This is a genomic window from Mycobacteriales bacterium, assembly GCA_035550055.1.
In the GTDB taxonomy this organism is placed as follows: Bacteria; Actinomycetota; Actinomycetes; order JAFAQI01; family JAFAQI01; genus DASZTV01.
Genome location: DASZRO010000040.1, coordinates 1 through 8,766 on the forward strand (window position 1 = coordinate 1; position 8,766 = coordinate 8,766).

At 68.5% G+C, this 8,766-nt stretch carries 10 protein-coding genes and 2 tRNA genes; 8 read left to right on the forward strand and 4 right to left on the reverse strand.

Translation table 11 applies throughout. From position 1 onward, the window contains the following. On the forward strand, positions 1-1,275 hold a 1,275-nt coding region (gene nuoN, locus VG899_06715; protein ID HWA66045.1), incomplete at its 5' end, for an NADH-quinone oxidoreductase subunit NuoN. A 4-nt stretch (positions 1,276-1,279) separates the two neighbouring features. After that, positions 1,280-2,284, forward strand: a complete 1,005-nt coding sequence (locus VG899_06720; protein HWA66046.1) for a polyprenyl synthetase family protein — start codon at positions 1,280-1,282, stop codon at positions 2,282-2,284. Between the two features lie 35 nt (positions 2,285-2,319). Here VG899_06720 and VG899_06725 read toward each other — a convergent pair whose 3' ends face one another. Beyond that, positions 2,320-3,465, reverse strand: a complete 1,146-nt coding sequence (locus VG899_06725; protein ID HWA66047.1) for an acyl-CoA dehydrogenase family protein — start codon at positions 3,463-3,465, stop codon at positions 2,320-2,322. Then, positions 3,462-5,174 carry an acyclic terpene utilization AtuA family protein gene (locus tag VG899_06730; protein HWA66048.1) on the reverse strand — a complete coding sequence of 571 codons (1,713 nt, stop codon included), beginning with the start codon at positions 5,172-5,174 and terminating at the stop codon, positions 3,462-3,464. Before VG899_06730 ends, VG899_06725 begins: the two co-directional genes overlap by 4 nt. 60 nt (positions 5,175-5,234) lie before the next feature. Between VG899_06730 and VG899_06735 the strand changes: the two genes are divergently transcribed. The 4 genes from VG899_06735 to corA are packed head-to-tail and all read left to right on the forward strand — an operon-like array spanning position 5,235 to position 7,476. Further along, positions 5,235-5,654 carry an NADH-quinone oxidoreductase subunit B gene (locus VG899_06735; protein ID HWA66049.1) on the forward strand — a complete coding sequence of 140 codons (420 nt, stop codon included), beginning with the start codon at positions 5,235-5,237 and terminating at the stop codon, positions 5,652-5,654. Then, positions 5,651-6,115, forward strand: a complete 465-nt coding sequence (locus VG899_06740) for an NADH-quinone oxidoreductase subunit C (protein HWA66050.1) — start codon at positions 5,651-5,653, stop codon at positions 6,113-6,115. The genes VG899_06735 and VG899_06740 overlap by 4 nt, the downstream gene beginning before the upstream one ends. Beyond that, the gene (locus VG899_06745; protein ID HWA66051.1) at positions 6,112-6,477 is read left to right on the forward strand and encodes a 4Fe-4S binding protein; all 366 of its coding nucleotides are present in this window, start codon (positions 6,112-6,114) and stop codon (positions 6,475-6,477) included. The genes VG899_06740 and VG899_06745 overlap by 4 nt, the downstream gene beginning before the upstream one ends. A gap of 24 nt (positions 6,478-6,501) precedes the next feature. After that, positions 6,502-7,476, forward strand: a complete 975-nt coding sequence (gene corA / locus VG899_06750) for a magnesium/cobalt transporter CorA (GenBank protein ID HWA66052.1) — start codon at positions 6,502-6,504, stop codon at positions 7,474-7,476. Positions 7,477-7,486: 10 nt separating this feature from the next. On the opposite strand, the gene VG899_06755 is transcribed toward corA, so the two are convergent. Then, positions 7,487-7,981 (reverse strand): YajQ family cyclic di-GMP-binding protein, encoded by a 495-nt coding sequence (locus VG899_06755; GenBank protein HWA66053.1) that lies wholly within the window; start codon positions 7,979-7,981, stop codon positions 7,487-7,489. Between the two features lie 70 nt (positions 7,982-8,051). Between VG899_06755 and VG899_06760 the strand changes: the two genes are divergently transcribed. After that, positions 8,052-8,133: transfer RNA gene (locus VG899_06760), tRNA-Tyr, on the forward strand. 16 nt (positions 8,134-8,149) lie between these two features. Here VG899_06760 and VG899_06765 read toward each other — a convergent pair. Beyond that, complete coding sequence (locus VG899_06765) at positions 8,150-8,560, reverse strand: cyclic nucleotide-binding domain-containing protein (protein HWA66054.1); 411 nt, start codon at positions 8,558-8,560, stop codon at positions 8,150-8,152. Between the two features lie 132 nt (positions 8,561-8,692). Here VG899_06765 and VG899_06770 point away from each other — a divergent pair. Next, positions 8,693-8,765, forward strand: a tRNA-Thr gene (locus VG899_06770). Position 8,766: the final 1 nt, after the last annotated feature.

Here is an 8,766-nt window from a genome sequence, read left to right on the forward strand (position 1 = left end):
GTGCTCGGCATCGGCAGCGTGCTGCTGGTGTCCGACCGCTCGCCTGCCCTCGACGGTGGGGCGTTCGTGGCGCAGGCGGCAACCGCGCCCGGCTCGGCGGACGAGCGGGCGGGCGTGGTCGCCGGCTACGCGCAGACCGAAGTCTTCCCGCTGCTGATGTTCGCAGTGACCGGAATGATGCTTTTCCCGGCGTCGAACGACCTGCTGATCATGTTCGTCGCGTTGGAAGTGCTCTCGCTGCCGCTGTACCTGATGTGCGGTCTGGCGCGCCGTCGCCGCCTGCTCAGCCAGGAAGCGGCTGTCAAGTACTTCCTGCTCGGTGCCTTCTCCTCGGCGTTCTTCCTGTACGGGCTGGCGCTGTTGTACGGCTACGCCAACACCGTCTCCCTGGCGGGGATCCAGGCGGCGACGCTGACCAGCGCCCACAACGACAACCTGCTGTTCCTGGGCCTCGGCCTGCTGGCTGTCGGGTTGTTGTTCAAGATCGGCGCCGCACCGTTCCAGTCATGGATCCCCGACGTCTACCAGGGCGCGCCGACCCCGATCACGGCGTTCATGGCCGCCGCGACGAAGGTCGCCGCGTTCGGTGCGTTGCTGCGGCTGTTCTACGTCTCGTTCAACGGCCTCGGCTGGGAGTGGCGCCCGGTGGCCTGGGCGGTCGCCATCCTCACGATGGTGGTCGGCTCGGTGATGGCCGTCACCCAGACCGACGTGAAGCGCATGCTCGCCTACTCCTCGGTCGCGCACGCCGGGTTCATCCTCATCGGGGTCATCGCGCTGAACAAGTCGGGGCTGTCCGGCTCGCTGTTCTACCTGCTGACCTACGGGTTGACCACGATCGGCGCGTTCGGCACCCTCACGCTGATCCGCGATCCTGACGGCGAGGCCACGCACCTGTCCCGCTGGGCCGGGCTGGGGCGGCGCTCGCCACTGGTCGGCGGCATCTTCGCGTTGTTCCTGCTCGCGCTGGCCGGCATCCCGTTGACCTCCGGTTTCACCGGGAAGTTCGCGATCTTCGCGGCAGGGGTAGCGGGTGGCGCGACACCGCTGGTCATCGTCGGTGTCATCGCCAGCGCGGCGGCGGCCTTCTTCTACGTTCGCGTGATCGTGATGATGTTCTTCACCGAACCGGTCGCTGACGGTCCGGTCGTGGCGACGCCGGGCGGCGGTACGGCGGGCGCGATCGCGATCGCCGTTGCGGCGACGGTGCTCCTCGGCGTCTTCCCCCAGCCGCTGCTGGACCTTGCCAACCGCGCCGTGCCGTTCTACCACTAGAGCCGTGACGTCGAAGAGCACGGCGGGGGTGCTCGGCATGACGATCGCGTCGGAGCTCGACGCGTCGCTGACGCGTGGCCTCGCCGCCGTCGAGGACGCCCTGCTCGCGTCGGTCACGACCGGCGACGGGTTCGTCAACGAGGCGGCGACGCATCTCGTCGCGGCGGGCGGCAAGCGCTTCCGGCCGCTGGTGACGCTGCTCGCGGCGCAGTTCGGTGATCCGGCGGCGGCCGGCGTCGTACCTGCCGCTGTCGTCGTCGAGCTCACTCACCTCGCGACGCTCTACCACGACGACGTCATGGACGAGGCCGACATGCGTCGGGGCGCCGACTCGGCGAACAGCCGGTGGGGCAACTCGATCGCCATCCTCACCGGCGACTATCTGTTCGCGCGGGCCTCCGACGTGCTTGCCGACCTCGGCCCGGAAGCCGTGCGGCTGCAGGCGCAGACCTTCGGCCGCCTCGTCCAGGGTCAGATTCACGAGACCATCGGACCCGGCGACGGCGACGACCCGGTGGAGCACTACCTGCAGGTGATCGCCGACAAAACCGGATCGTTGATCGGTACGTCGGCGCGCTTCGGCGCCCTGCTGTCAGGCGTGCCGGCGAACCAGGTCGATCAGCTGACCGAGTGGGGTGAGCGGATCGGCATCGCCTTCCAGCTCTCCGACGACCTGCTCGACGTGGCGTCGGACTCGGTCGAGTCCGGCAAGACGCCAGGGACCGATCTGCGCGAGCACGTGCCGACGCTGCCGGTCTTGCTGCTGCGCCGCGCCGGCCGGGCCGAGGACGCTGACCTGCTGGCTGCCCTCGACGGTGATCTCAGCGACGACGCGACGCTCGCCGGCGTCCTCGGGCAACTGCGGGCGCACCCGGTCATGGAGGAGGCGGCCGACGTCACCCGGTTCTGGGGTGCGCAGGCCCGCGCGTCGCTCGCCGGCCTCCCGGACGGCGACGCGAGAGCAGCCCTCGAGTCGCTCTGCGACGTGGTCGTCAACCGCCGCCTCTGAAGGATGGCCGCAGGCTCGCGACCGCGGCGACGGATTCAGCCGAAGAGGGCTTTGGCGATGAGGTCGTTCATGACCTCGGTGGCGCCGCCGCCGATCCCGAGGATGCGCGCGTCGCGGTAGTGCCGCTCGACCTCGGTCTCGCGCATGTACCCGGCGCCGCCGTGCAGCTGTACCGCTTCGTTGACGACGTACATGCACGCCTCGACGGCCTGGTTCTTCGCCATCGCGGCTTCGGCGAACAGCTGCTCGCCGGCGGCGACCCGCTCGGTGATGACATGCGCGTAGGTTCGGGACACCTCGACGGCGCGCTTCATGTCGACGAGCTTGTGGCGCACCACCTGCTTGTTGATCAGCGGCTTGCCGAACGCCATCCGGTTGCGCACGTAGTCGACCGTGAGATCCAGCGCCCGTTGCGCGATTCCGTAGGCGTGAACGGCCAGGCCGAGCCGTTCGCCGGCGAAGTTCTGTGCGACCTGGATGAAGCCGCTGCCCTCGGCGCCGACGAGGTTCGACGCCGGCACTCGCACGTCGACGTAGGACAGTTCGCCGGTGTCGCTGCACAGCCAGCCCATCTTCGACAAGCGGCGTACGACGGAGAAGCCGGGTGAATCGGTGTCGACGACGAGCAACGAGATGCCGTGGTGCGGATCGTCGCCGGTCCGCACCACAGTGGTGACGAAGTCCGCACGGGTAGAGGAGGTGATGAACGTCTTCGCGCCGTTGACGACGTAGTGGTCGCCGTCGCGCACGGCGCGGGTGCGGATCGCCGCAACGTCAGAGCCGGCATCGGGCTCGGTGACCGCGAGGGAGCCGATCTTGTCGCCGGCCAGCGTAGGGACGACATAGCGCGCTATGAGAGCGGTGTCGCCGGAGGCGGCGATGTGCGGGCAGGCGATGCCGTGCGTGAACAGCCCGGACAACAGACCGCTCGACGCGCCGGCGTAGAGCATCTCCTCCGACACGATCGTCGAGTCGATGATCGAGCCACCCTGGCCGCCGGCCTCCTCCGGGAATGCGACACCGAGCAGCCCCGCGGCGGCCGCGGACTTGTGCAGTGACCGAGGCAGCTCGCCGTCGGTCTCCCACTGCTCGAGGTTCGGCACGATCTCGCGGGCCGTGAACTCGCGTGCCAGCTGTCGCAGCGCGGCGCGCTCCGGCGTGGTCCAGACGTCGGTGGTCATTCGACCTCGTTCTCCAGCAGCGTCGTCGGCACCTCGACCTGACGCGAGCGCAGCCATTCGCCGAGTCCCTTCGCCTGCGGATCCTGCCGCGTGGACGAGGCCACGCCCTCGCCGAGCAGACCCTCGACGACGAAGTTCAACGCCCTCAGGTTGGCAAGCTCGTAGCGCTCGACCTTCAACCCTGCCGTCTCGGGCAGCAGTCGCTGGAACGCCGCGACGTCGAGGAAGCCTGCCAACCACTCGTAGGCCTTGTCGGTCCGCACCCACACCCCGACGTTGGCGTTGCCGCCCTTGTCGCCACTTCGCGCACCCACGATCGCGCCCAGCGGCATCCGCCACGTCGCACCGGACGGCTCGGCGCCGCCCGAGCCTGGCGCCGTCGCCAGCTGCTGCGGCGGCGCGCCCGCTTCGGCATGGATCTCGACGCGCTCGTCGTTCTGGGTGACGACGCGATGCTCGACGCGAGCGTTCGGGATGAAGGCCGCCTGATACACGCCGTACGGCGAGGCGTCGCCGGGTGGTGCGGTCATCGTCGCGCCCGGGTACGACGCGAGCGCGATTTCGACGGCGGCACTGGAGAACGGCCGTCCGATCTTGCCGGCATCGCTGTCCTTCACTGACACCGTCAGTCGGGCGACTGCCCCCTCGTTGGTGTCCGAGTCGTCGTGGTCGGTGCGGGCGAGATGCCACTCGACGCTTTCTATGCCGGTCAGCGCCGGCGCGAGCTGTCGGCGTACCAGGTCGGCCTTGGCGTCGATGTCGAGTCCGGTGAGCAGGAACGTCATCGAGTTGCGGAAGCCGCCGAGGGTGTTGACGCACACCTTCGTGGTGTCGGGCGGAACCAGCCCTTTGACCCCCGAGATCCGGACCCGATCGGGGCCGTCCTGGGTGAGCTCGATCGTCGAGAAGTCCGCGGTGACGTCCGGGTTGAGGTAGTGCGGCGCGCCGATCTCGTAGAGCAGCTGCGCGGTCACCGTGCCGACGTCGACGAGTCCGCCCGTGCCTTCGTGCTTGGTGATGACGGCGCTGCCGTCGGAGCCGATCTCGGCAAGCGGGAAGCCCACGTGCTCGATGCCGGGGACCTCGGTGAAGAACGAGTAGTTGCCGCCCGTCGCCTGCGCGCCGCACTCGAGCACGTGGCCGGCGACGAGCGCTCCCGCCAGCGCGTCGTAGTCGTGGCGGTCCCAGCCGTGCCACCACGCCGCGGGTCCGATGACCAGCGCCGCGTCGGTCACGCGTCCGGTGATGACGACCTGGGCGCCACCTGAGAGCGCGGAGGCGATGCCCCAGCCGCCGAGGTAGGCGTTCGCGGTGATCGTCGAGGCGGGTAGCTCGAGTCCCGCCTTGGCCAGCTCCGCCCGTCGCGGCAGCAGGTCGTCGCCTTCGAGGTAGGCGACATTGACCCTGATCCCGAGCCTGCCCGCGATTTCGCGCACCGCGGCGGCGCACCCGGCCGGGTTGAGGCCGCCGGCGTTGGCGACGATCTTGACACCGCGTTCCCAAGCGTCGCCGAGACAGTCCTCGAGCTGGCGAACGAAGGTGACGGCGTACCCGCGATCGGGGTTTTTCGCCTTGATCCGCCAGAGCAGGAGCATCGTCAGCTCGGCGAGGTAGTCGCCGGTCAGTACGTCGAGCTCACCGCCGTCGAGCATCTCCCGCATGGCCGCGAGCCGGTCGCCGTAGAAGCCTGAGCAGTTGCCGATTCGCAGGGGCCGAGCCACGCGAGGACGCTACCAACCGAACCGTGCCCACTCATTACCCTGACGCTCGTGAGCCCGACGACGCTGGAGTGGGGACACACCTATCGCCTGCACGTGCTCGACGTGGGCCTGGCCTGCTGTGCCGTCGAGTTCGTCGCCGCGGCCGCTCGACGCGACGAGATGGCCGCCCTCGGTGCGAGGCCATTCGCGCCGGAGCCGCGCGAAGCGGACGTGATGGTCGTGTCGGGGACCGTCACCGACAAGCTGGCGCCTCAGGTGAAGCGGCTCTACGACGAGATGCCGCCGGGCAGTTTCGTGATCTCGTTCGGCTCGTGCGCCAACTGCGGCGGGCCGTACTGGGACTCCTACAGCGTCACCAAAGGCGTCGACCAGCTGATCCCCGTCGACGTCTACATCCCCGGCTGCCCGCCGCGTCCCGAGGCGTTGCTCGACGGCCTCGCGCAGCTCCACGACCGGGTCACGACATGACCGAGGCTTTCGCCACGCTGACGCGTGACGTTGCCCCGCAAGAGTGGGTGGCGGCAGCGACAGCGCTGCGTGACGAGGAGGGCTACGACTTCTTCGACTGGTTGTCGGCGTACGACGACGGCGAGTCGGGCATCGCGGTCGTCGCACGCGTGTGGTCGGTGGCCGGTCGGCGCGGCGTCCTGCTGCGCACCCACGTGGCGCGCGACGGCGGCACACTGCCCACGCTGACCGGGGTGTGGGCGGGCGCTGCCTGGCACGAGCGGGAGACGCACGAGATGTTCGGCGTCGGCTTCGACGGCCACCCGGAGCTGCGCCCGTTGCTGCTGCCCGACGGTTTCGAGGGCAACCCGTTGCGCAAGGATTTCGTGCTCGCCTCGCGCGTCGCGAAGGAGTGGCCGGGGGCGAAGGAGCCCGGCGAGTCGGTGCCGGGCCGCAAGCGGCCCTTCGGGGTGCCGAGATGACGATGCCCGAGCGCAGCCGTGGTGCGATCGTGCTGCACGAGGACCGGTGTACCTCGTGCATGGTGTGCGCACGGGAGTGCCCGGACTGGTGCATCTACATCGACTCGCACAAGGAGACCGAGCCCGTCACGGCCGAAGGTGGGCGACCCAGGACGAAGCACGTGCTGGACCGCTTCGCGATCGACTACGCGTTGTGCATGTACTGCGGCATCTGCATCGAGGTGTGCCCGTGGGATGCGTTGTCCTGGTCGACGGACTTCGAGTACTCCGCCGTCGACGTGATCGGTCTCACCCATGAGCGGGACAGGCTGCGCGAGCCGGCGCCGCCTGGTCAGGTGAGCGCGGCGTACCGGGCCGAGTGAGCTCGCCGCCTTACGGTTGGGGTTGTGATCCGAACTCGGCTCTACCGGCAGGGCAAGTGCGTCAAGGAGAACTTCGACCCGGCGGAGATCTCCGATCACCTCGAGACCAAGGACGCCTGCGTCGTCTGGCTCGACCTCGACACGCCCGACTCGAACGACCTGCAGCTCCTCGCCGAGGAGTTCGGGCTCAATCCGCTCGCCGTCGAGGACGCGACGGCCGAGCGCCAGCGGCCCAAGCTCGACCACTACGACGACCACGTGTTCATCTCGCTGTATGACGTGTCGCTGGACGACGACGGGCAGGTCGTGCCTCACGAGCTCGCGATCTTCGCCGCGAAGCGCTACCTGATCACGGTCCGCAAGACGGCCGGCTACTCGATGGACCAGGTCGTTGCCCGCTGGGACGACAACGACGACCTCGCCAACCACGGTGTCGGCTTCCTGCTGTGGGGCCTGCTCGACGTGGTCGTCGACGCGCATTTCGACACGGTCCAGGCACTCGACGACCGGATCGATGCGCTCGAGGACCTGCTGTTCGAGCCGACCGAGACCGGTACGGCGGTCCAGCGGGAGTCCTACGACCTGCGCAAGTCGCTACTGCGGATCCGGCGGGTCGTGCTGCCGACCCGCGAGGTGCTCAACTCGCTGATGCGCCGTGAGAACGACCTCGTGGACGACGCACTCATGCCGTACTACCAGGACGTGTACGACCACGTGCTGCGCGCCGCTGACTGGACCGACTCGTTGCGCGATCTCGTTTCCACGATCATGGAGACGCATCTGACGATCCAGGGCAACCGGATGAACGAGATCATGAAGAAGGTGACGTCGTGGGCGGCGATCGCGGCCGTCCCGGCGGTGATCACCGGCTACTACGGCATGAACGTCTTCGTGTATCCGCATGCCGGCACCAGAGCCGGCGGCTACGCCGCGTTGGCGCTCATGGCCGGCCTGGTCGGCGTGCTCTACGTGGTGTTCAAGAAGAGCGACTGGCTCTGAGACGGTCTGCTCAGCGATAGTTGGTGAACTGCAGCGGGATGCCGATGTCCGCGCTCTTCAGCAGCGCGATGACGGCCTGCAGGTCGTCACGCTTCTTGCTCGAGACTCTGACCGTGTCGCCCTGAACGGCGGCCTGCACGCCCTTGGGTCCGTCGGTCTTGATCAGCTTGGTGATCATGCGGGCCTTGTCCGAGTCGATGCCCTGACGGATCTTCACCGCTAGCCGGGAGGTCCCGCCCGCAGCGGGCTCGGGGTCAGCGTGGTCGAGCGCTTTGAGCGACACGTCTCGCTTGACCAGCCGCTCCTTGAACACGTCGAGCACGGCCTTGACCCGTTCGTCGCTGTTGGCGGTGATCACGATCGCGTCGTCACCGCTCCAGCTGATCGACGCGCCCGTCCCCTTGAAGTCGAAACGCTGGCCGACCTCTTTCGCGGCCTGGTTCAGGGCGTTGTCGACCTCCTGCCGCTCGACCTTGCTCTCGACGTCGAATGACGAATCTGCCATCTGGCTTCGCCTCCTCAGGTGCGCCCGGGCACCGGCTATCCTGTCCGACGCGCGCACCCCTGGGTGCGACGGCGGGTTGCCCGAGTGGTCAAAGGGAACGGTCTGTAAAACCGTCGGCTCAGCCTACGTTGGTTCGAACCCAACACCCGCCACAGATTCGTCCTGCGGCTAGGCGCCGGCGTGCGTCGCGATGCGACCTTCGGCCCAGCTGCGGAACGCCGGATCGTCGTAGAGCGTGACCAGTTCCGTGGTCGACATCACCAGCATCGTGAGGTCGGACTGCGCGACCACGTCGGCGGATCGCAGCCCGCCCCACAGGATCACGGCCTCGCCGACGAAGTCGCCCGCGGTCCTGGTGGCGATGTGCCGACCGTCGTCGCGGATCTCCACCCGGCCCTCGGTGATGATGAACGCCTGGTTGCCGATCTGGCCCTTCCGGATCAGCGTCTCGCCCTGGCGCACGTGCACCTCGCACGACATCCGGTCGATCGACTGGCGGGTGCTCAGCGGCAGCTCACTGACGCCCGGCACGGTCGCCAGACGATCCAGCGGATGGTTGGGGATCGTCCGTTCTTGCATGCTCGCCTCCTCGCGGTCGGGTCGAGTGTCGAACCGCGCGGGCGTGCCGGCGAGGGATCGGGTCCGTACTGTCAGCGATCGGACAGTTGGGGAGGCGGCATCGGGGCGTTCTCAGGTAACCTCGTCGCCGCCGCCCCCTTAGCTCAGTCGGCAGAGCGTCTCCATGGTAAGGAGAAGGTCTACGGTTCGATTCCGTAAGGGGGCTC

What these genes read in the sequence shown, in the direction of transcription:
- VG899_06725 (HWA66047.1), bottom strand. Translation starts at nt 3,465, where the DNA reads ATGACCACCGACGTCTGGACCACGCCGGAGCGCGCCGCGCTGCGACAG.
- VG899_06740 (HWA66050.1), top strand. Translation starts at nt 5,651, where the DNA reads ATGACCGAGGCTTTCGCCACGCTGACGCGTGACGTTGCCCCGCAAGAG.
- VG899_06745 (HWA66051.1), top strand. Translation starts at nt 6,112, where the DNA reads ATGACGATGCCCGAGCGCAGCCGTGGTGCGATCGTGCTGCACGAGGAC.
- VG899_06755 (HWA66053.1), bottom strand. Translation starts at nt 7,981, where the DNA reads ATGGCAGATTCGTCATTCGACGTCGAGAGCAAGGTCGAGCGGCAGGAG.
- VG899_06765 (HWA66054.1), bottom strand. Translation starts at nt 8,560, where the DNA reads ATGCAAGAACGGACGATCCCCAACCATCCGCTGGATCGTCTGGCGACC.